Source organism: Pseudacidovorax intermedius (assembly GCF_003350475.1).
Lineage (GTDB): Bacteria > Pseudomonadota > Gammaproteobacteria > Burkholderiales > Burkholderiaceae_C > Xenophilus > Xenophilus intermedius.
The window spans coordinates 1,025,092-1,045,389 of the sequence record NZ_QQAV01000001.1 but is presented as its reverse complement, the minus strand read 5'-3'; the positions used below and the strand labels follow the sequence as shown (position 1 = coordinate 1,045,389).

The 20,298-nt window shown below is 69.6% G+C and carries 12 protein-coding genes and 1 pseudogene; 4 read left to right on the top strand and 9 right to left on the bottom strand.

Features of this window, described 5'->3' with window-relative positions:
• Window positions 1-395 precede the first annotated feature (395 nt).
• Window positions 396-686, top strand: coding sequence for a nucleotidyltransferase family protein (locus DFR41_RS04555; RefSeq protein WP_114802187.1), 291 nt, complete (start codon window positions 396-398; stop codon window positions 684-686).
• A gap of 122 nt (window positions 687-808) precedes the next feature.
• Here DFR41_RS04555 and uvrA read toward each other — a convergent pair.
• Both uvrA and DFR41_RS04545 read right to left on the bottom strand, forming a co-directional pair.
• Window positions 809-3,861 (bottom strand): annotated as a pseudogene (uvrA, locus tag DFR41_RS04550) (excinuclease ABC subunit UvrA).
• 51 nt (window positions 3,862-3,912) lie between these two features.
• Window positions 3,913-5,379 (bottom strand): chloride channel protein, encoded by a 1,467-nt coding sequence (locus tag DFR41_RS04545; RefSeq protein ID WP_114802186.1) that lies wholly within the window; start codon window positions 5,377-5,379, stop codon window positions 3,913-3,915.
• A 179-nt stretch (window positions 5,380-5,558) separates the two neighbouring features.
• Between DFR41_RS04545 and ssb the strand changes: the two genes are divergently transcribed.
• Window positions 5,559-6,131, top strand: a complete 573-nt coding sequence (ssb, locus tag DFR41_RS04540) for a single-stranded DNA-binding protein (RefSeq protein ID WP_114801840.1) — start codon at window positions 5,559-5,561, stop codon at window positions 6,129-6,131.
• Window positions 6,132-6,281: 150 nt separating this feature from the next.
• Here the strand turns inward: ssb and DFR41_RS04535 are convergent, their stop codons facing one another.
• The gene (locus DFR41_RS04535; RefSeq protein WP_114801839.1) at window positions 6,282-7,181 is read right to left on the bottom strand and encodes an NUDIX hydrolase; all 900 of its coding nucleotides are present in this window, start codon (window positions 7,179-7,181) and stop codon (window positions 6,282-6,284) included.
• Window positions 7,182-7,385: 204 nt separating this feature from the next.
• Here DFR41_RS04535 and glgX point away from each other — a divergent pair, with 204 nt between their 5' ends.
• Window positions 7,386-9,527: a glycogen debranching protein GlgX gene (gene glgX / locus DFR41_RS04530; RefSeq protein ID WP_114801838.1), complete on the top strand. Its 2,142-nt coding sequence runs from the start codon at window positions 7,386-7,388 to the stop codon at window positions 9,525-9,527.
• A 1,033-nt stretch (window positions 9,528-10,560) separates the two neighbouring features.
• Here glgX and DFR41_RS04525 read toward each other — a convergent pair.
• Window positions 10,561-12,804 (bottom strand): TonB-dependent siderophore receptor, encoded by a 2,244-nt coding sequence (locus tag DFR41_RS04525; protein ID WP_114801837.1) that lies wholly within the window; start codon window positions 12,802-12,804, stop codon window positions 10,561-10,563.
• A gap of 195 nt (window positions 12,805-12,999) precedes the next feature.
• Here DFR41_RS04525 and DFR41_RS04520 point away from each other — a divergent pair, with 195 nt between their 5' ends.
• Window positions 13,000-14,010, top strand: coding sequence for an LLM class flavin-dependent oxidoreductase (locus tag DFR41_RS04520; protein ID WP_114802185.1), 1,011 nt, complete (start codon window positions 13,000-13,002; stop codon window positions 14,008-14,010).
• Between the two features lie 64 nt (window positions 14,011-14,074).
• On the opposite strand, the gene DFR41_RS04515 is transcribed toward DFR41_RS04520, so the two are convergent.
• The 5 genes from DFR41_RS04515 to leuS form a co-directional block, all read right to left on the bottom strand.
• Entirely contained in the window at window positions 14,075-14,983 is a 909-nt protein-coding gene (locus DFR41_RS04515; protein WP_244917643.1) for a hypothetical protein, read from the bottom strand.
• Between the two features lie 211 nt (window positions 14,984-15,194).
• On the bottom strand, window positions 15,195-15,920 hold the full coding sequence (locus tag DFR41_RS04510; protein WP_244917676.1) for a 5'-methylthioadenosine/adenosylhomocysteine nucleosidase: 726 nt from the start codon (window positions 15,918-15,920) through the stop codon (window positions 15,195-15,197).
• Window positions 15,921-15,958: 38 nt separating this feature from the next.
• Window positions 15,959-17,005: a DNA polymerase III subunit delta gene (holA, locus tag DFR41_RS04505; RefSeq protein WP_114801835.1), complete on the bottom strand. Its 1,047-nt coding sequence runs from the start codon at window positions 17,003-17,005 to the stop codon at window positions 15,959-15,961.
• A 10-nt stretch (window positions 17,006-17,015) separates the two neighbouring features.
• The gene (locus DFR41_RS04500) at window positions 17,016-17,579 is read right to left on the bottom strand and encodes an LPS-assembly lipoprotein LptE (protein WP_244917642.1); all 564 of its coding nucleotides are present in this window, start codon (window positions 17,577-17,579) and stop codon (window positions 17,016-17,018) included.
• Window positions 17,576-20,230, bottom strand: a complete 2,655-nt coding sequence (leuS, locus tag DFR41_RS04495) for a leucine--tRNA ligase (RefSeq protein ID WP_114801834.1) — start codon at window positions 20,228-20,230, stop codon at window positions 17,576-17,578. Before leuS ends, DFR41_RS04500 begins: the two co-directional genes overlap by 4 nt.
• Between the last annotated feature and the right edge of the window lie 68 nt (window positions 20,231-20,298).

Below are 20,298 nucleotides of genomic sequence, written 5' to 3'. Positions count from 1 at the left end.
GCAGCGTAAGCTGAAACATGGGCCGGCCTTTGCCAGCTCGCGCATTGCCCCGTGCGTGACCAAGTGTCCATCCCGAGCAGCAGCGTCGTGGTGTTGGCGGTGGGAATGTTCCGGTAGAGCTGGGGCTTGCCCTCCTCCGTCACATACTCGACGTGGCCACCGTTCACCAGGCCCGGCAATGCTCTAGGTAGTACAGGTTGGCCCGTTTGGAGTGCAGGATCGCCTTGAGGTCGGAGGGGCTAAGGTCATCCATGGAGCCGCGCTGGTTGGGACAAAAAGATTCTGGACCGGCCGGGACATGTCTAGCAACCGCCGTTTGTCAAAGCGCGGTATCGAAGCGCGCTCGTCACATGGGCACAATCCGCGACCAGGTTCAGCGCCCCGCCCCACCCGCCATGAAACCCTCGACGCTGTTTCAACAGAAGCGATCAGCCATCCGCACCGTGATGGGCAGGCACCGCGTCGCCAATCCTCGCGTATTCGGCTCCGTGCTGCATGGGGATGATCAAGAGGGCAGCGATCTCGACCTGCTTGTCGATCCGCTTCCGGACACCACCATGTTCGATATAGGCGGACTGAGGGGCGATCTCGAAGCACTGCTCGGAATCAAGGTCGATGTGCTGACGCCGGACGCCCTCCCGGACAAATTTCGCGCCGCTGTGCTGGCCGAGGCGCAGCCGGTATGAAGCAAGCACCGCGGTTCAGAGACATCCGTCCGCGCGCCATTTGGCGCAGCTGTTGAGCAGCGAAGCCATCGCGCCATGGCCCGCCAGCCAGCGCGAACTTGCTTGGTGCCGGAAGCCCCGCCTTACAACAACCGCTTCAAATACCGCCCCGTGTGGCTCGCCTCGCAGGCCGCCACATCTTCCGGCGTACCCGCCACCACCACCTGCCCGCCGCCCGCTCCGCCTTCGGGGCCCATGTCGATCACCCAGTCGGCGGTCTTGATGACGTCGAGGTTGTGCTCGATGACGACGATGGTGTTGCCCGCGTCGCGCAGCTGGTGCAGCACAGCTCGATGTCGGCGAAGTGCAGGCCGGTGGTGGGCTCGTCCAGGATGTAGAGCGTGCGGCCGGTGTCGCGCTTGGACAGTTCCAGCGCCAGCTTGACGCGCTGGGCCTCGCCGCCCGAGAGCGTGGTCGCGCTCTGGCCCAGCTTGATGTAGGAGAGGCCCACGTCCAGCAGCGTGCGCAGCTTGCGCTCGATGGTGGGCACGGCCTGGAGGAACGCGTGCGCGTCCTCCACCGTCATCTCGAGGATCTGCGCGATGTTGCGGCCTTTGTACTGCACCTCCAGCGTCTCGCGGTTGTAGCGCTGGCCGTGGCAGACCTCGCAGGGCACGTACACGTCGGGCAGAAAGTGCATCTCCACCTTGACGACGCCGTCGCCCTGGCAGGCCTCGCAGCGGCCACCCGCCACGTTGAAGCTGAAGCGGCCCGGGCCGTAGCCGCGCTCCTTGGCGGTGTTGGTCTCGGCCATCAGCTCGCGGATGGGCGTGAACAGGCCCGTGTAGGTGGCCGGGTTGCTGCGCGGCGTGCGGCCGATGGGCGACTGGTCGACGTTGATGACCTTGTCGAAGTACTCGATGCCCTCGATGGCCTCGTGCGGCGCGGGCTCGTCGTGCGAGCGGTACAGCGTGCGCGCCACGGCCGCGTAGAGCGTGTCGTTGACCAGCGTGGACTTGCCCGAGCCCGACACGCCCGTCACGCAGGTGAGCAGGCCCACGGGAAAGGCGGCGCTCACGTTCTTGAGGCTGTTGCCGGTGGCGCCCAGCACGCGGATCTCCTGCAGCGCGCCCTGGGTGAGCAGATGCTGCGCCTCGCGCTCGGCGCGGCGTTCCGCGGCGGGGCTCATGGGGAAGCGGGAGGGCTTCTTCTTGGTCTCGGCCGGCGTGGGCGCAGCGGCCACCACGGGCAGGCGCGGCGTGCGGCGGGCCGGCACCTCGATGCGGCGCGTGCCGCTCAGGTACTGGCCGGTGAGCGATTGGGGGTTGTCCGCCACCTGCTGGTGCGTGCCCTGGGCCATGACCTCGCCGCCATGGATGCCGGCGCCCGGGCCCATGTCGATGACGTGGTCGGCCGCGCGGATCATGTCCTCGTCGTGCTCGACCACGATCACGCTGTTGCCGATGTCGCGCAGGTGCTGCAGCGTGCCGATCAGCCGGTCGTTGTCGCGCTGATGCAGGCCGATGCTGGGCTCGTCCAGCACGTACATCACGCCCGTGAGGCCCGAGCCGATCTGGCTGGCCAGGCGGATGCGCTGGGCCTCGCCGCCCGACAGCGTCTCGGCGCTGCGGTCCAGGCTCAGGTAGTTGAGGCCCACGTCGTTGAGGAACTTGAGCCGCAGGCCGATCTCGCGCACCACCTTGTCGGCGATCTCGGCCTTGCTGCCCTGCAGCTTGAGCTGTTCGAAGTAGGCCAGGCTGTCGCGCAGCGTGAGGTGGCTCAGCGCATGGATGGAGCGCTCGGTGGGCGGCTCGGCCGCGTGGTCGACCAGGAAGACGTTGCGCGCCTCCACCCGCAGGCGCGAGCCGCCGCAATCGGGGCAGGGCTGCAGGCTGCGGTAGCGGGCAAGATCGTCGCGCACCATGGCCGAGTCGGTCTCGCGGTAGCGGCGCGCCATATTCGGGATGATCCCCTCGAAGGGATGCTTCTTCGTGACCTTCTTGCCCGCGAAGTTGCCCGACTCCATGGTGTAGCTGAACTTGATCTCCTCGCCGGCCGAGCCATTGAGCAGCACCTGCTGGATCGACGAGGGCAGCGACTCGAAGGCCGTGTCCAGGTCGAACTTGTAGTGCTTGGCCACGCTCTCCAGCATGCTGAAGTAGTAGCCGTTGCGGCGGTCCCAGCCCTTGATCGCGCCGCTGGCCAGGCTGAGCGAAGGGAAGGCCACCACCCGCGCCGGATCGAAGAACTCGCGGTGGCCCAGGCCGTCGCAGCTGGGGCAGGCGCCCACCGGCGAGTTGAAGGAGAAGAGGCGCGGCTCCAGCTCGGTGATCGAGTAGTGGCACAGCGGGCAGGCGAACTTGGCGTTGAAGAGGTGCTCTTTCTCTTCCTTGCCTTCGCCGCCCAGTTCCAGCGCGATGGCCCGGCCCTCGGCCAGGCGCAGCGCGGCCTCGAAGCTCTCGGCCAGGCGCTGCTGCATGTCGGGTCGCGCGCGCAGGCGGTCGATCACCACGTCGATGTCGTGCTTCTCGGTCTTCTTGAGCGCGGGCAGGTCGCTGTATTCGTAGACCTGGCCATCGACGCGGAAGCGCACGTAGCCCTGGGCCTGCATCTCGGCGAAGAGCTCCAGGAACTCGCCCTTCTTCTCGCGTGCCACCGGCGCCAGCACCATTAATCGCGGCTCGTCAGGAATGGCCAGCACCGCATCCACCATCTGCGACACGGTCTGCGCCTGCAGCGGCAGGTGATGGTCGGGGCAGTAGGGCGTGCCCGCGCGCGCGAACAGAAGGCGCAGGTAGTCGTGGATCTCGGTCACCGTGCCCACGGTCGAGCGCGGGTTGTGGCTGGTAGCCTTCTGCTCGATGCTGATGGCGGGCGACAGGCCCTCGATCAGGTCGACGTCGGGCTTGTCCATCAGCTGCAAAAACTGCCGGGCATAGGCCGACAGGCTCTCCACATAGCGCCGCTGGCCCTCGGCATACAGCGTGTCGAAGGCCAGGCTGGACTTGCCCGAGCCCGACAGCCCGGTGATCACCACCAGCTGGTTGCGCGGGATGTCGAGGTCGACGTTCTTGAGGTTGTGGGTGCGCGCACCGCGGATGCTGATGCGCTGCTGGGCCAGCAGGCGGCCCAGGTAGGCGCTGTCGGCCGCGGCCGGGGCGGAGTCGTCGAAGGCGTCGTCGTGGGGGGCGGTCACAGGCGGGCGGTTCGTGCAGGGCAACCGGGCATGATAGACCGCGTGGGGTTTTCAGCGCTCCGGCGCGGATTGCGGCCCGGCTGGCGACGGGGGCTCCGGCGTGGGCTCCGACGCAGACGCCGGTGCGGCGGCAGCGACCGGCGGCTCGGCGTCGGCTTCGGTGGGGGGCTCGGTGGCGACCGGGGCCACCGGCGGCGGCACCGGCTGGGGCCGCACCACCGCTGCCACCATGTGCTCGGCCAGCGCCTCGTACAGCGGCCGGCTGATCATGCGCGAGACCAGGCTGGCGAGCATGGCGCTGGCCATCAGGCTCAGCACCATGGCATGGCCGTCCACCATCTCCATGACGATGATGAAGGCCGTCAGCGGCGCCTGCGTCACGGCGGCCAGAAAGCCGGCCATGCCCATGGCGATGAGCGCCGGCCCCAGGCCATGGCTCGTGACCGAGGCCACCGCATCGCCGATGCCGGCGCCAATGGACAGCGAGGGCGCGAAGATGCCGCCGGGCACGCCGCTCCAGGCCGTGATCCAGGTGGCGATGAACTTGAGCAGGGTGTAGACCGGCGTCAGCTGGTCGTGGCCTTCCAGCATCAGCTTGACCGCCTCGGAGCCGGCGCCGAAGGTGGCACCGCCCGAGGCGAGGCCCATCGCCGCCACCAGCAGACCGCAAGCCGCCGCGAAACGCACCGGCGCCCGCGCGCGCAGCCGGGTGAGGCGCTGCGGCGCATTGGTCAGCGAGGCGATCATCAGCCGGGAGAACACGCCGCCCGCCACGCCGCAGGCCAGGGCCACGCCCAACCCGGGACCGGCGATGTCCCAGCCCAGCCGCGGCACCTGGATCCGGCCGAAGTAGCTGAGGTTGCCAAAGGCCGACACGGCCACCAGGCCAGCCAGCACGATGGCGGCGATCACCACGCCGCTCGCGCGCGCCTCCAGCCGGCCGGCCAGCTCCTCGATGGCGAAGACCACTCCCGCCAGTGGCGCATTGAACGCCGCGGCGATGCCCGCCGCGCCGCCCGCCACCAGCAGCGCCCGCGCGTCGATGGTGGTGCGCGGCGACAGCCAGCGCCGTGCGTGCTGCATGACGCCGGCCGCCACCTGCACCGACGGCCCCTCGCGGCCGACCGACAGCCCCGCCGCAAAGCTGGCCGTGCCCAGGACGATCTTGCCCAGCGTGAGTCGCAGCGAGACGAAGCGGCTGCGCTCCGATGGCGGCAGCTCGTCGTCGAGCGCGGCCTTGACCTGCGGAATGCCCGAACCCGAGGCCGACGGAAACCAGCGCCGGGTGACGGCCACGATGCCGGCCGTGGCCAGCGGCGTCCAGATCAGCACCGCCCAGGGCTGAGCGTGGTAGAGCCGCTCGAACAGGCCGAAGGCCCATTCGGCCGCCAGCGTGAAGCCCACCACGAAGAGGCCGGCCAGCACCGCATAGCCCAGCACGATGGCGCGATCGAACCACATGCGGAAGCTGGAGAACTCGGTGCGCAGGTTCTGGAGGAAGTCGGGTTCGCCATTCATGAAGCGGCCCATTCTCCCTGCTTGGTCGCGACTGGCCGCCTGCGCACAGAAGTTCACGGCCACCGGGGCTCGTACCGGCCCGCGCCGGCGTCCGGACAAGGCACATCGGGCACAATGGCCGGCTCGTTTTTTTCCGCAACCTTCCTCTTTTTCCACTCAGCAGGGGCAGCGAACACACCATGGCATCGGTCAACAAAGTCATCCTCGTCGGCAACCTCGGCCGCGATCCCGAAACCCGCACCTTCCCCAGTGGCGACCAGGTCTGCAACGTGACGCTAGCCACCACCGACCGCTGGAAGGACAAGCAGTCCGGCGAGATGCGCGAAGCCACCGAGTGGCACCGCCTGGTGTTCAACGGCCGCCTGGCCGAGATCGCCGCGCAGTACCTGCGCAAGGGCTCGCAGATCTACGTCGAAGGCGCCATCCGCACCCGCAAGTACACCGACAAGGACGGCGTCGAGAAGTACGCCACCGACATCCGCGTCGACCAGATGCAGATGCTGGGCAGCCGCCAGGGCATGGGCGGCCCAGGCGGCGGCGGCGGTGGTGGCGACGACGAATACGGCATGGGTGGTGGCGGCGGTGGTGGTGGCGGCTACGGCGGCGGCAATGGCGGGGGTGGTGGCGGTGGCGGCTATGCCCCGCGCGCTGCCGCGGCGCCCCGCGCACCCGCACCCCGTCCGGCCCCGGCGCCCGCGCCTTCGCGTGCGCCTACGGGCTTCGACGACATGGACGACGACATCCCCTTCTGATCGCCCACTCACGACGTCGCCGACCGGCCGGCGTCGATACGCACCAGGAGCAAGGCCCGCGCCTCCTTCATCGGAGACGCGGGCCTTGTCGTATTTAGGCGCGCCCGGGCTCCAGAGGCTTGGCCCCCATTGCGGCGGCGGGGCGGCCGCTCAGGCCCAGAAGCCGTCGATGCCGCCCTCGGGCTCGAAGCGTCCCGGCCCCTTGACGAACAGCCGCAGCGGCCCGGGCATGGCGCGCTCGGGCACCTCATGCGCCGGGTCCCCCGGATAGGCCATGGCCTTGCCGCCGTCGGGCATGTCCATCACATGCGGCCGCACGCAGTAGGGGCCACGTTCGCGCGTGGCCTCCATCAGGTTCGCCAGGTCGCCCTGCGCGCTGGCATGGGCCAAGTGCACCAGGCTCATGATCTGCGGCGGCGCCAGGGCCATGCGGCCGTCCCAGTACTGCTGCAGCGCCTCGCGCGGCGACAGCCAGGCGCTGGCGACGGCCTCGTGGTCGTCGTGCTCGGCGATCTGACCCAGCGGCAGCGCGGCGATGAAGAAGCGGGTGTCGAAGCGCCGGCCCTGGAAGGACACCGAGCGCTCCGGCGTGATCCAGCGCGAGAAGGGATGCAGCGACAAGAGCTGCGGCTGCAGGCCGGCCTCGGCCATCGCGGCGTCCAGCCGCAGGCCGTCGTCGCACAGCGCATGCACCCGCGCCACCCAGGCCGCCGGCGTGGCGCCGCTGGCGCCATGCGCGAAGAGCACGCCGCATTCCTCGAACACCTCGCGCAGGGCCGCCATGTGCAGCGCCAGCGCGACCGAGGCAGGCAGTTCCGGCTCGGCCAGGCGGAAGGGCAGGGCCTGCGGGTCGGCGTCGGGGGCGACCTCGGGATGGGCATCGGCCAGGTCCACCTTGCCGCCCGGAAACACCCAGGCGCCGCCGAGCACCGAGGAGCGGTCGTGCCGCCGCACCATGAACACTTCCAACCCGCCCGGCCCATCACGCAGCAGCAGCACGCTGGCGGCGGCTTCGATGGGCAGGACAGGCGGCGTGGAATGCGGCGGCATCGGAGGGTTCCTGAACCCGCCCCGTCGGCGGAGCGGCAGCAGCCATTGTGCCGGCCGGGCCTGCCTGTGGCGTCCTACAGGCGACATGCTGCACCGCAGCTAGGCTGACCGCCTCGCCCAGGAGCGCACCGGCTGGCGGTCGCCAGCCTTCCCCTGTGGGGGCACACGCCCGGGCATGCTGCCATCCTCCAAGGAGCCCCCACCATGTCTCTCGAAGTCCGGGAAGGCCTGCCCCATCCCCTGGGCGCCACGTTCACCGGCGACGGCGTCAACTTCGCCGTCTTTTCCGCCCACGCCACCCGCGTGGAGGTCTGCATCTACGACGAAGCCGGGCAGAACGAGACCGGCCGCGTCACTCTGCCCGAATACACCGACGAAGTCTGGCACGGCTTCGTGCCTGGACTGGCGCCGGGCGCCCGCTACGGCCTGCGCGTGCATGGCCCCTACGAGCCCGAGAACGGCCACCGCTTCAACCCCAACAAGCTGCTGCTCGACCCCTATGCCAAGGCGCACATGGGCGAGCTCAAGTGGGCGCCCGAGATCTTCGGCTACACCGTCGGCCACGAGGACGGCGACCTGAGCTTCGACGAGCGCGACAGCGCGCCCTTCGTGCCCAAGTGCGTGGTGGTGGATTCGCGCTTCGAATGGAAGCAGCCGCGTGCACCGCGCGTGCCGTGGGAACGCACCATCGTCTACGAGACCCATGTGCGCGGTCACACCATGCGCCACCCTGCGGTGCCGGAGCATCTGCGCGGCACCTTCGCCGGCCTGGCCAACGACGAGGTGATGCGCCACATGCGCGAGCTGGGCGTGACCAGCGTGGAGCTGCTGCCGGTGCAGCGCTTCATCACCCAGTCCTTCCTCGAAGAGAAGGACCTGCGCAACTACTGGGGCTACGACACCATCGGCTTCTTCGCGCTGGAGCCGCGCTACCTGAGCGAGCCGTCCATCGACGAGTTCAAGGGCATGGTCGACCTGCTGCACGGCCAGGGGCTCGAAGTGATCATGGACGTGGTCTACAACCACACGCCCGAGGGCAACGAGCTGGGCCCGACGCTCAGCTTCAAGGGCATCGACAACGCCAGCTATTACCGCCTGATGCCGGGTGGCGAGGGTGGCCCGGGCCCGCGCTACTACATCAACGACACCGGCACCGGCAACACGCTCAATCTCAGTCATCCGCGCGTGCTGCAGATGGTGACGGACAGCCTGCGCTACTGGGTGACCGAAATGCATGTCGACGGCTTCCGCTTCGACCTGGCGACCATCCTGGCGCGCGAGCCCTACGGCTTCGACGAGGGCCACGGCTTTCTGGACAGCTGCCGGCAGGACCCGGTGCTCAGCAGCGTGAAGCTGATCGCCGAGCCCTGGGACTGCGGCCCGGGCGGCTACCAGGTGGGCGGCTTCCCGCCTGGCTGGGCCGAGTGGAACGACCGCTTCCGCGACACGGTGCGTGCTTTCTGGAAGGGCGACGAGGCCATGGCCCCGGCCCTCGCCAGCTGCGTGACGGCCAGTGCCGACCGCTTCAACCGCCGCGGTCGCCGACCGTGGGCCAGCGTCAACTTCCTGACGGCGCACGACGGCTTCACGCTGGCCGACTGGGCCAGCTACAACGACAAGCACAACGACGCCAACGGCGAGGGAAACCGCGACGGCCATTCGGACAACCGCAGCTGGAACTGCGGTGCCGAGGGTCCGACCGACGACGAGGCCGTGCTGGCCCTGCGGGCCCGCCAGCAGCGCAACATGCTGGCCACGCTGCTGCTGTCGCAGGGCACGCCGATGGTGCTGGCCGGCGACGAGTTCGGCCGCACGCAGCAGGGCAACAACAACGCCTACTGCCAGGACAACGAGATCTCCTGGTTCGACTGGGAGGGCATCGACGACCGGGGCCGTTCGCTCATCGCCTTCTTCAAGCGGCTCACGCACCTGCGCCAGACGCTGCCGGTGCTGCGGCGCAACCGCTTCCTGACGGGGGCCTTCGACGAGGAGCTGCAGGTCAAGGACGTGACCTGGCTGTCGTGCGATGGCACCGAAATGGAATCGAGCCACTGGGACGATTCGCGCACGCGCTGCTTCGGCATGCTGCTGGAGGGCCACGCCCGCGCCACCGCCATTGCACGCCGCAGCCTGGACCGCAGTGTGCTGCTGGTCTTCAACGCGTGGGAAGACGCGCTGGACTTCAAGCTGCCCGAACATGGCGAAGGCACGCAGTGGACGCTGGCCATCGACACGGCGCATGACGTCGATCCGCAGGCACCGGTGGATCAGGTCGGGGCTGCGTTCGAGGCAGGGCAGACGTATACGGTGACGGCGCGGTCGATGATCGTGATGGTGGCGGGCTGAGGCGTTCGCGCGTCCGGGTAGCCGGGTGCCTCGGTACCTGGGTGCCTCGGTAGCTGGGCCCTGGAGTGGTCGCGCTTTCGGGACACTGAGGCGCATTGCCTGTCGGGGCGCGCGCCGGCGCCGGGCCCAGAGCGCGCGGGCTCATACGGGGTCGGTCGGCCCTTCGGGCCGACTCCGCTGCGGTGCTCGAATGGACGGGCCGCGGCAGAACTCGCTACGCGCTTCGCGCTGCGCTCAGACAACTGCCGCGAGTCAGTTCACGAAGCGGGCCTGTCCTTCGGCAGGCCCGCAGCCCGTCCATCCTGCGCTCCTCGCCGACCCCGAAATCGCCCGCGCGCCCTGGGCCCGGCGCCGCCGCGTGGGGCGTGGCGTTGTGCATCCAGGGGCATCACCGTCCGCGCGATATCGCGGTATGCCCTCTCCGCCCGCTTCCCGTACTGCCTGCCCGTTCCCACGCGCCGCGCCTGCTTCCTGCTCTTCTCGCATGTTCCCTGCGCTCTGCCGACTTCCCGTACTCCCGCCTGCTTTACATCCTCTCTGCCTGCCCCCACCGTTCGGGCTGAGCCTGTCGAAGCCGGGCACGAGCTGCGACAGAGCCCTTCAACAGCTCAGGGCGACCGGTTCCATTGCCTGGCATTGCGCGAGGGGAGTCACCGGCACAGCACGCATGCCGGCCGATCAACCGCAACGCAGGCCCTGGTGCCGGTGAGGGTGTGGCGGCGCGCCTGTGGGGCGCCAAGGAGCGCAGGGCGGACGGGCTGCGGGCCTGCCGAAGGACAGGCCCGCTTCGTGAACTGACTCGCGGCAGTTGTTCGAGCGCAGCGCGAAGCGCGTAGCGTGTTCTGCCGCGGCCCGTCTGTCCGAGCACCGGAGGGAAGTCGGCGCGCAGCGCCGACCGCCCCACTTGAAGCGCCGCCACGCCCTCAGCGGCGCCAGGGCCGGACCACCGGGCACCCGCCCCCCAACTCAGCACTCAGGATACAGGACACAGGACACAGGACACCGGACACAGGAACCTCGCTCCGGCAAGCCCTCAGAACTTCGCCCGCAAGGTCAGCATGATGTTGCGCGGGTCCGCGTAGTTGGCGTAGTCCAGATTGGCCCAGTACTTCTTGTTCGTCGCGTTGTTGATGTTCAGCGTCGCGCTCAGCCGCTCGTTGAACTTCCACGTCGCCCGCAGGTTCAGCACCGCCACCGGCGGATCGGTCACCGTCACCGTGCCCAGGATCGGATGCGGGATGTTGAAGCCTTCGATCTTGGTCTGCCACTGCAGCCCACCACCCACCGACAGCGGCGCCAGCGCGCCGCTCAGTTGGTAGTCCGTCGACAACTGCAGCAGATATTCCGGGAAGTTGGCGTAGATCAGGTCGCTCGCATTGCGCTCCACCTTCGTGCGCGTCAGGCCCGCACTCACGCGCCAGCGCGGCGTCACGAAGCCGGCCAGCTCGGCCTCGAAGCCGTACGAGCGCGTGCCGTCCACCGCGCGGTAGGCGGAGCTGCCATCGGGCAGCGTGCCGGCCGGCACGCTGGTGTCGCGCACACCGAAGTTGTCCTGCTTGGTCTCGTAGATGGCGAAGTTGCCCGTCAGGCGACCATCCAGCAGGTTGCCCTTGATGCCGATCTCCGCATTGCTGCCCGTCACCGGCGCCAGCGGGTTGTTGTTGGCGTCGCGGTAGTTCTGCGGGTTGAAGATGCGGCCGTAGCTGGCATAGATCGACGCATCCGGCGTCACGTCGTACATCAGGCCCACGAAGGGCGTGCTCTTGCGCTCCACCTTCTGCACGCCGGTGGTGCTGACGTACTGGGCCGCCGTGTTGAAGTTGCTGGTCGAGCGCTCCCAGTTGGTCAGGCGAACGCCCGTCATCAGCGACAGCGCATCGGTCAGGCGCCAGCGGCCCGAGGCGTACAGCCCGGTCTGGTCGGTCGTCTGCTCGCTCCAGGCGCCGGTCTTGCGGTAGTAGGGCTGCGGCGCATAGCCGTTCCAGGCGTAGATGTTGGGGATGTCGTAGCGCCAGCTGGACAGCGAGGTGTAGCCGTCCGTGCGCGTCACCGTGTGGTAGTCGGCAACGCCCAGCACCACGTCGTGCGTGCGGCCGCCGATGTGCAGCTTGCCCGACAGGTAGGTGTCGATGGCATTCTGCGTCTCGGTGCCGCCGCCCACCGCGCCGTACAGCGTGATGCCGGAACCGGTCAGGCGGTTGATGAAAGGCGCCGACGACGTGGTGCGGCCATAGCCATAGGTGCGCAGGCTGAAGGTTTCGCCCTCGGTGCGGGCAACGCTCGCGCGCAGGCTCCAGTCGTCGTTGAACTGGTGCTCCAGGTTGGCGTACAGCGTCTCCGACTCCCGGCTCCAGCGCGTCCACGACGGCGAGAAGCTGGTGGAGACCGGCAGGTCGATCTTGCCGCCGTCCGAGGCAAAGCGCGGGATGGTTCCCCAGATGGGCGCGGTGGGGTCGTTCTTCTGCCGCTGGTAGCCGATGGAGGCCACGGTGCTGCTGCCCAGGTCGGCCTCGACCACGGCCAGCATGGCGTTCTTGTCTTCCGAATAGCGGTCGCGGAAGGAGTCCTTCTTCTGCGGCGCGATGACGAAGCGGCTGCGCACGCTGCCGTCGGCATTGAGCGGCACGTTCAGGTCGAGCTCGGCGCGCTTGAAGTCCCAGGAGCCGGCCGACAGCGACACCGAGCCGGCGAACTGCCGCTGCGGCCGCTTGCGTGTCAGGCTCACCGTGGCCGAGGGCGTGCCCACGCCGGTCAGGATGCCGTTGGCGCCGCGCACGACGTCGATGCGCTCGTACAGCGCGGTATCGAACTCCTGATTGGTGCTGCTGCTGTAGCTGGGCAGGCCATCGATCTGGAAGTCGGTGATCTGGAAGCCGCGCGCAAAGTACAGCGGGCGCTGCGTGTCGTAGAAGCTCACGGCCACGCCGTTCACGTTGCGCAGCACGGCATCGATGCTGGTGAGCGACTGGCGCTCGATCTGCTCGCGGGTGATGCTGGTGACGGACTGCGGCGTCTCGCGGGCCGTGAGCGGCAGGCGGGTGGTGGCACTTTCGCGCGCACCCTGCACAGTGACCGCATCGAGGGACTTCTGGGGCGACCGCCGCCCGGCAGGCGCCTCGGCAGCTTCGGCGGCCGGTTCCGTGGTCTCCGCGGTCGTCTGCGACCAGGCGGGCAACGCACCCAGCGCGAATACGGCCAGGGCCAGCGGACGCAGGGGGAGGCGCGGGGAGGAGAAAGAAGAAGGGACGGCCGAACGCGACCGGCGGCAAGCAGGCATGCAGATGCTCCTGGGGCAGGAATGAAAGGGCTGGCTGGCAGCGCTTTCCCCACAGGGACGCACAGCTTGCTATGGCGAAAAACGGCAGATTGTAAGAAGCCGTGCCAAGCCCCCACAGCGGGGCCGGTGCGTCGGCCTCCGGCGCGCAAGGACCCACGCCGGCAGGATCAATCCGATCGGTTCATGATCGGCAGCATGTCCGATTCGCCGCTGCCCCTGTCCATCCTCGACCTGTCCCCCATCCGCGACGACGGTGACGCAGGACAGTCCTTCCGCCATTCGCTCTCGCTCGCCCAGCATGGCGAGGCGCTGGGCTTTCGCCGCTACTGGCTGGCCGAGCACCATGGCATGCCGGGCATCGCCAGCGCGGCGACCTCCACCCTGCTGGCCTACATCGGCGCCGGCACCCGGTCTATCCGCATCGGTGCCGGCGGCGTGATGCTGCCCAACCATTCGCCGCTGGTCATCGCCGAGCAGTTCGGCACGCTGGAGTCGCTCTACCCCGGCCGCATCGACCTGGGCCTGGGCCGCGCCCCCGGATCGGACCAGCGCACCTCGCGCGCGCTGCGGCGCGACCTGGCGAGCGACGCCGACCAGTTCCCGCAGGACGTGCTGGAGTTGATGGATTTCATGAGCCCCGAGCCGCGCCAGTCCGTGCTGGCGGTGCCGGGACGCGGCCTGCAGGTGCCGGTGTGGATTCTGGGCAGCAGCACCTTCGGCGCGCAGCTGGCGGCGCACCTGGGCCTGCCCTATGCGTTTGCCTCGCACTTCGCGCCGCAACAGCTGATGCCGGCGTTGCGCATCTACCGCGAGACCTTCAAGCCCTCCGCGCAGCTGGCCAAGCCCTACGCCATGGCGGGCTTCAACATCTTCGCGGCGGACGACGAGGCCCAGGCGCACCTGCTGGCCAGCTCGTGGCAGCAGTCCTTCGTCAACCTGCGCAGCGGCCGGCCGGGACGGCTGCCGCCGCCGGTGGCGGGCTACCGCGAGCGCATCGGCCCGTCAGAGAACATGCTGCTGGACAGCGTGCTTTCGTGCGCGGCCATCGGCACCAGGGAAACCGTGCGCGCCGGCCTGCAGGAGTTCGTGGACCGCACCGGCGTGCAGGAGGTGATCGTCGCCAGCGGGGTCTACGACCATGCCGCGCGGCTTCGCTCGTACGAGATCGCGGCCGAGGCCGCCCGCGACTTGCGCATGCCGGCCTGAGCACTGCCGCCGGCTGCCGCGGCAGCACCCGCCTTTCGCGAAGGCGAGTGTGCCGTGCTGGCGATCAGAACCTGGCCTTGACCGCGGCCACCGGCCCCTGGAACTTGATCCGCAGGCCCTGCAGGCCCGGGTCGTCGCGCTTGAGGTCCACGTCGGTGACGGCATAGGCCAGCGACACGCCCACGTTGCGCCAAGGGAACCACTCCGCACCCAGCTGTGCGTTGTAGATGCTGCCGTGCACGCCGCTGCTGCCGCCCTTGCGGATGCCCGAGGCATCGAAGAACAGGCGCAGGTCGGGCGAGATGGCGTGCCGCACGCCCACTTCCAGCATGGGGGCGACGGCGTCGTCGCTGTCCTGGCGGCTGTAGTTGCCGCTGGTGCCGTAGAAGCCCAGGCTGGGCAGGTTGGCGCTGGCCGCGGCGAAGGCATTGGTCTCCAGCTTGACCTTGTAGTAGCCGATGCCGGCGCCGATGCCAACCACCGTGTTGCCCGAGCCGAACCAGTAGCGGTAGCCCAGACGGGCCACATCCAGGTCGAAATTCAGGTTCAGGCCGGCGGTGCCGGTGATACCGAAGGGGCCGCTGGTGTAGCCGGTGGTGCCGAAGTTGGAGTAGTTCTGGCTGTAGCGGAAGGCCTCGAAGGAGATGCCGTGGTTGTCGCCCAGCAGGACCTCGCCGGCGATGCGCGGCAGCGCCTTGCGGTCGGCGGTCACGTCGCCGGTATTGAAGGAAGCGAAGGAATTGCCCACGGTCGCGCTGACCTTGGGCTCGGCATAGAAGGCGCCAACCGACAGGCTGATGCGGTCCAGCGCGGGCGAGACCGTCGGGCGCAGGGCCGGATCGGTGGCCATCGCCGTCTGCTGCTGGGCCAGGGCGGACAGGGGCAGCAGCACGGCGCTGGCCGCCAGGGCCAGGGGCACGCCGGCGCGGCGCAGCGGACGGGGCGAGGAAGTGGAGGGCGAGAAGCGGGGCATGGTGCCGGTTCCTTCGACGGAAAGGGAAGACGAGCGCGGAGGTGCGGAAAGAAGGAGCGGACGGAAGCCGCCCGACCCCCGCGGTGCCAGCAGGGCCGGGACGTGCAAGCCGTCCACTCGAATGCAGCCTATCGGTCGCGAGGCCGTGGCCAAGCGGAACGCGTCTTTCCTCGGTGTAGGACGGCCGCTGAGCCGCGTCCGTCCGGCGCGGTCAGAGCCTGGCGAGCGCCCGTCGCACGATGGCCGCGCTGAAGGGGCTGGCGACGCGTGCGACGAAGCGGCCGAAGTCCGCATGGGCCGCGTCGTCGGCCCGGTCGGAGATGGTGCGCACGGCCGCGAAGGGCACGCCCCAGTCGTGGCAGACCTGGGCCACGGCGGCGCCTTCCATTTCCACGGCCAGCGCGTCGGGCAGCGCGGCGCGCAACGCGGCACTTTCGGCCGCCGTGGCGACGAAGCGGTCGCCGCTCACGATCAGGCCGCGGTGCAGCCGCGCCTGCGTCAGCGCGAACTCGGCCTGCACCTCGGCCGGCAGGTGCGTGGGCAACGCGGCCAGCACCTCCTCCGCCGCGGCGGCCAGGGCGCCGGCCAGCGCGGCGTCGGCCGCAAAACGGGCGATGCCGGTCAGCGGCACCTCGTGGCGCGGAAAGAGCGGCGAGGCATCCATGTCGTGCTGCAGCAGCTCGCGCGCCACCACCACGTCGCCCACGGCCACGCCGTCGCCCAGGCCGCCGGCCACGCCGGTGAAGAGCACGGCCCGCACGCCGTAGCGCGCCAGCAGCACGGCGGCCGTGGTGGCGGCGGCGGCCTTGCCGATGCGCGAGAGCACGACCACGACAGGGCGCCCTTCCAGGTGTCCACGCCAGAACTCTCGGCCGGCAATGGTCTCGGGCTGTTCGTCGGGCATGACGGCGAGCAGGGCCGCCAGCTCCTCGTGCATGGCGCCGACGATGGCGATGGGGGCGTCTTCGGCAGCGCTCACGCGCACAGCTTCGCCGTCATCAGCCCCAGCCGCTGCAGCGCCTGCCAGGGGTCGGCGGGCCAGTCGGGCTGCTTGAGGCCCTTGACGATGCCGTCGGTGACATGCGCGGCGCGCAGCAGGCGGGCCAGCGCGCGCGGCGTGAGGCGCGGCAACACGCGCTCGAAGGCGCGCTCGCGCGGGCCCCAGATGCGGTTCTCGCGCAGGGCCATGGGCAGGGGGCGGCCCGCGTCCATGGCGTCGCGCACGCGCTTGAGGGCGCGGATGTCCTCAGCCAGCGTGTAGTGCACCAGCACCGCGGCCTCGCCCTCGGCCTGCAGGCCGCCGAGCATCCGGGCCACGCGCGAGGCGTTGCCCGAGAGCACCGCATCGGACAGCTTGAACACGTCGTAGCGGGCCACGTTGTTGACGGCGGCCTCGACCTGTTCCCAACCCAGCTCGCCGGGCGGGTGCAGCAGGGCGAGCTTCTGGATCTCCTGATGGGCGGCAAGCAGGTTGCCTTCCACCCGGTCGGCGAAGAACTGCAGCGTGCGCTGGCCCTCCTCGCCGGCCTTCACGCGCTGGCCCTGGCGCGCCAGGCGCTGGGCGATCCATTGCGGCAGCGCGCCACGTTCGACCGGATCGACCTGCAGCGTGACGCCGTGCGACTCCAGGGCGCCGAACCAGGCGCCGCTCCTGGTCATCTTGTCCAGCCGCGGCAGGAAGACCAGCGTGAGCGTGCCGTCGCTGGCCGAGGCCCCCTCGGCGATCTGCTGCAGGGCGGTGCTGCCGTCCTTGCCCGGCTTGCCGGAGGGGATGCGGATCTCGATCAGCTGCCGGTCGGCGAAGAGGCTGAGCGAGCCACCGGCCGCCAGCACGCCGCTCCAGTCGAAATGCGCCCCCGCGACGGTGAAGCTGCTGCGCTCGGTATAGCCGGCCGCACGGCCGGCCGCGCGGATGGCATCGGCCGCTTCCTGCACCAGCAGCGGCTCGTCGCCGTGCACGGTGTAGAGGGTGCGCAGGCCCTTGGCCAGGTGCGCGTCGAGCTGGGCGGCGGCCAGTTGCATCGGCAGCGGATCAGGATGCGGCCGGCGGCTTGGCCGCGGCCAGGCGGCGCACCAGCTGCTGCGCCATGTCCTGCATCATGTCGCGGTAGAGGAAGTTCTGCTCCGCTTCCTTGGCCAGCACGGTGTTCTCGTTGTAGCTGATGTCGCGCGACAGCAGGATCGCCGTCTTGGGGATGAGCTCGCGGCCGTCCTTGGTGCGCAGGCGGTAGCTCACCTGCAGCGTGATCGACAGGTCGCGCGCCTGGCCCGTGGAGTTGGTCGACAGGATGGCGCTGTTGCGCGCCTCGTCGCTGAGCTCGCACACGGCCTCGGCCTCGCTCACCGGGTCGGTGTTGGCCAGCACCTTCAGCTCGCCCTGGCCGCGCAGCGCGCGGCGCAGCTCGGCGGCCACGGCCGGCACGCCGGTCACGGCGATGGAGCGGAAGGGAAACTGCACCGCACCGCGCATCCGGAAGCCGCAGCCCCCCAGCAGCGCCGTCACGGGCAGCAGGGCCGTACCTGTCAGCAGGCTTCGGCGGGACAGGCGCCGCGTCGTGTCCGACGGCCGTCCGGAAGGGCGCGCGCCCGTCGTCATGCCACCACCACGTTGACCAGACGGCCCGGCACCACGATCACGCGCTTCACGGTCTGGCCGTTGGCGTGCTTGGTGAAGGCCTCGCTGGCCACGGCCAGGGCCTCGATCTCGGCCTTGTCGGCGCCAGCCGGCACCACGACGGCGCCGCGCAGCTTGCCATTGATCTGCAGCATGAGTTCGACCTCGTCCTGCGCCAGGGCGCTTTCGTCCACCACGGGCCAGGGTGCATCGAGCAGCAGGCCCTGCGCATCGGCGTAGCCCAGTTGCTTCCACAGTTGGTGCGTCAGGTGCGGCGTGACCGGATAGAGCACGCGCAGCAGGATGCCGAAGCCCTCGCGCAGCGCAGCCACGCCGCCTTCCTCACCCTCGGCCTTGAAGCCTTCGAGCGCGTTGAGCAGCTTCATCGCGCCGGAGACGACGGTGTTGTACTGCATGCGCTGGTAGTCGTAGTCGACCTGGCGCAGCACGGTGTGCACCTCGCGGCGCAGGGCCTTGGCAGCCTTGCCGGGCGCGGCGCCATCGGCCGCCGGCATCGCGGCCAGCGCCTGGCCGAAGTTCCAGACGCGCCGCAGGAAGCGGAAGCTGCCTTCCACCGCCGCGTCGTTCCACTCCAGCGTGGCCTCAGGCGGGGCGGTGAACATGGTGTACAGGCGCGCGGTGTCGGCGCCGTACTTCTCGATCAGCTCCTGCGGATCGACGCCGTTGCGCTCGCTCTTGCCCATCTTGCCGACGCCGCCGTACTCGACCACCGTGCCGTCGGCGGTGGTGCCGCCGGTGATGCGGCCCTGCGCGTCCAGCGTGGGCGTGACCTCGGCGGGCGGGAAGTAGTCCTTGCCGCCCTTGGCGTTGCGCTTGTAGTAGATGTGGTTGAGCACCATGCCCTGCGTGAGCAGGCGGGTGAAGGGCTCGTCGATCGTCACCAGGCCCAGGTCGCGCATCACCTTGGTCCAGAAGCGCGCGTACAGCAGGTGCAGGATGGCGTGCTCGATGCCGCCGATGTACTGGTCCATGCCGCTGCCGCCCGTGGCATTGCCCTGGCCCCGCATCCAGTAGCGGGCGCCATCGGCCACCATGGCCTGGTCGTTGGCCGGGTCGCAGTAGCGCATGAAGTACCACGAGCTGTCCACGAAGGTGTCCATCGTGTCCGTCTCGCGGCGGGCCGGCTTGCCGCAGGTGGGGCAGGTGCAGGCCAGGAAGTCCTCGCGCTTGTTGAGCGGGTTGCCGCTGCCATCGGGCACGCAGTCGGTGGGCAGCACCACGGGCAGGTCCTGCTCGGGCACCGGCACCGGGCCGCAGTCGGGGCAGTGGATGATCGGGATCGGCGTGCCCCAGTAGCGCTGGCGGCTGATGCCCCAGTCGCGCAGGCGCCAGGTGGTCTTCTTGGCGCCCAGGCCCTTTTCTTCCAGCGCATGCGCCACGGCGTCGACCGCCTCCTGGTAACGCATGCCGCTGAAGTTGTCGGAGTTGATGGTGACGCCGCGTTCCTTGTCGGCGTACCAGTCCTGCCACTTGTGGAAGTCGAAGTGCGGCTCGTCGTCGACCAGCACCACCTGCACGATCGGGATGCCGTACTTGTTGGCGAAGGCGAAGTCGCGCTCGTCGTGCGCCGGCACGCCCATCACCGCGCCGTCGCCGTAGCTCATGAGCACGTAGTTGCCGACCCAGACGGGCACCTGCTCGTCGGTGATCGGGTGCGTGACGGTGAGGCCCGTGGGCACGCCCTTCTTCTCCTGCGTGGCCAGCTCGGCCTCGGTCACGCCGCCGGCCTTGCATTCGGCGATGAAGGCGGCGATCTCGGGGTTGCTGGCGGCGGCGTGCGCGGCCAGCGGATGTTCCGGCGCCACGGCGCAGAAGGTCACGCCCATGATGGTGTCGGCGCGCGTCGTGAAGACGTACATGCGGCCGTCCTGGATCGGCGCGCCGTCCGCGCCGCGGATGTCGTGCGTGAAGGCGAAGCGCACGCCGCTGCTCTTGCCGATCCAGTTCTCCTGCATCAGGCGCACGCGCTCGGGCCAGCCGGGCAGCTTGTGCTGCACGTGATCGAGCAGCTCTTCGGCGTAGTCGGTGATCTTGAGGTAGTAGCCGGGGATCTCGCGCTTCTCGACGGGCGCGCCGGTGCGCCAGCCGCGGCCGTCGATCACCTGCTCGTTGGCCAGCACGGTCTGGTCCACCGGGTCCCAGTTGACGACCTGGGTCTTGCGGTAGGCGATGCCCTTTTCGAGCATCTTGAGGAACAGCCACTGGTTCCACTTGTAGTAGCTCGGGTCGCAGGTGGCGACCTCGCGGCTCCAGTCGATGGCCAGGCCCATGGCCTGGAGCTGGCCCTTCATGTACGCGATGTTCTCGTACGTCCACTTGGCCGGCGGCACGCCGTTCTTGAGCGCCGCGTTCTCGGCCGGCAGGCCGAAGGCGTCCCAGCCCATGGGCATGAGCACGTTGTAGCCGCTCATGCGCAGGTAGCGCGCCAGCATGTCGTTGATGGTGTAGTTGCGCACATGGCCCATGTGCAGCTTGCCGCTGGGGTACGGCAGCATGGAGCAGGCGTAGTACTTCTTCTTGCCCGCGACTTCGGTCACGCGGTAGGCATCGGCGGCGGTCCAGTCGGCCTGGGCGGCGGACTCGACTTCACTCGGTTGGTAGGTGGGATTCATGGGCTTGGCACAGGCGCCCGGCGCAGGGCGGGCCGGGGACCGGCGATTATCAGGGCTCGGCGCGCGGC

Bases quoted from the DNA above. Each gene is read 5' to 3' on its own strand.
- DFR41_RS04545 (WP_114802186.1), bottom strand. From the start codon at position 5,379: ATGAATGGCGAACCCGACTTCCTCCAGAACCTGCGCACCGAGTTCTCC.
- DFR41_RS04510 (WP_244917676.1), bottom strand. From the start codon at position 15,920: ATGCACGAGGAGCTGGCGGCCCTGCTCGCCGTCATGCCCGACGAACAG.
- DFR41_RS04515 (WP_244917643.1), bottom strand. From the start codon at position 14,983: ATGCCCCGCTTCTCGCCCTCCACTTCCTCGCCCCGTCCGCTGCGCCGC.
- ssb (WP_114801840.1), top strand. From the start codon at position 5,559: ATGGCATCGGTCAACAAAGTCATCCTCGTCGGCAACCTCGGCCGCGAT.
- leuS (WP_114801834.1), bottom strand. From the start codon at position 20,230: ATGAATCCCACCTACCAACCGAGTGAAGTCGAGTCCGCCGCCCAGGCC.
- holA (WP_114801835.1), bottom strand. From the start codon at position 17,005: ATGCAACTGGCCGCCGCCCAGCTCGACGCGCACCTGGCCAAGGGCCTG.
- glgX (WP_114801838.1), top strand. From the start codon at position 7,386: ATGTCTCTCGAAGTCCGGGAAGGCCTGCCCCATCCCCTGGGCGCCACG.
- DFR41_RS04525 (WP_114801837.1), bottom strand. From the start codon at position 12,804: ATGCCTGCTTGCCGCCGGTCGCGTTCGGCCGTCCCTTCTTCTTTCTCC.
- DFR41_RS04500 (WP_244917642.1), bottom strand. From the start codon at position 17,579: ATGACGACGGGCGCGCGCCCTTCCGGACGGCCGTCGGACACGACGCGG.
- DFR41_RS04520 (WP_114802185.1), top strand. From the start codon at position 13,000: ATGTCCGATTCGCCGCTGCCCCTGTCCATCCTCGACCTGTCCCCCATC.
- DFR41_RS04555 (WP_114802187.1), top strand. From the start codon at position 396: ATGAAACCCTCGACGCTGTTTCAACAGAAGCGATCAGCCATCCGCACC.
- DFR41_RS04535 (WP_114801839.1), bottom strand. From the start codon at position 7,181: ATGCCGCCGCATTCCACGCCGCCTGTCCTGCCCATCGAAGCCGCCGCC.